Annotated in this window: 1 protein-coding gene; it reads left to right on the forward strand. The window is 42.0% G+C overall.

Features of this window, described 5'->3' with window-relative positions; translation table 11 throughout:
- The coding region (locus Q1A47_RS20500; protein WP_299632746.1) for a condensation domain-containing protein at positions 1 to 878 on the forward strand (878 nt) is incomplete at both ends.

Genomic DNA, 878 nt, shown 5'->3' on the forward strand with positions numbered 1-878 from the left:
AAGGTTCGAGGCTATCGAATCGAACTTGGAGAGATTGAGAGTCGACTGATTAGTCACCCTGCCATTAAGGAAGCTGTCGTGGTGGCAAGAGAAGATGAAATGAATCAAAAATACCTATGTGCTTATATCGTGGCGAAGGATTTCGTGGATAAAGCAGAAGTGAGAACATATGTCAAGGAAGGTTTACCAGATTATATGGTTCCTGCATACTACATGGAACTGCAGACGATTCCATTAACGCATAATGGAAAGGTAAACCGGAAGGCGTTACCGAAGCCCGAAATGCAGTACATTACGAATGCATATGAAGCACCGCAAACTACTACACAGAAGAAGCTGGTAATCATTTGGCAACATGTCCTGGGAGTGGATACGATAGGTATCCATGACAATTTCTTTGATTTAGGTGGTCATTCGTTAAAAGCAACGATGGTTATGGGGGAGATACACAAAGCGTTAGAGATTTCCGTTCCATTAAAAGAAATCTTTAATAGACCGACAATTCAAGAGTTAAGTGACTACATTGAAACGGAAGGGCTGATCAACCCATATGAACAGATAGAGCCATGTGAAGAAAAGGAATACTATCAGACATCTTCTGCGCAAAAACGGATGTACACGGTACAGCAATTGGATCAAGAAAGTACGGCTTATAACATGCCCGCTATTTTTGAATTAGAGGGAGAAGTCAACAGGGAACGTATGGAAGCAACGTTTAGGCAATTAATCGAAAGGCATGAGGTACTACGTACCTCTTACAAAATGGTAGAAGGCGAGATAGCTCAGAAGATTATGTCCCATTTGGATTTCCATCTTCGTGTACGGACAGTGGATGAAACGGATAAGACGGTACTGGTCCAGAATTTTATACGCCCGTT

It is taken from the genome of uncultured Virgibacillus sp. (assembly GCF_947495635.1).
Lineage (GTDB): Bacteria > Bacillota > Bacilli > Bacillales > Amphibacillaceae > Virgibacillus > Virgibacillus salarius.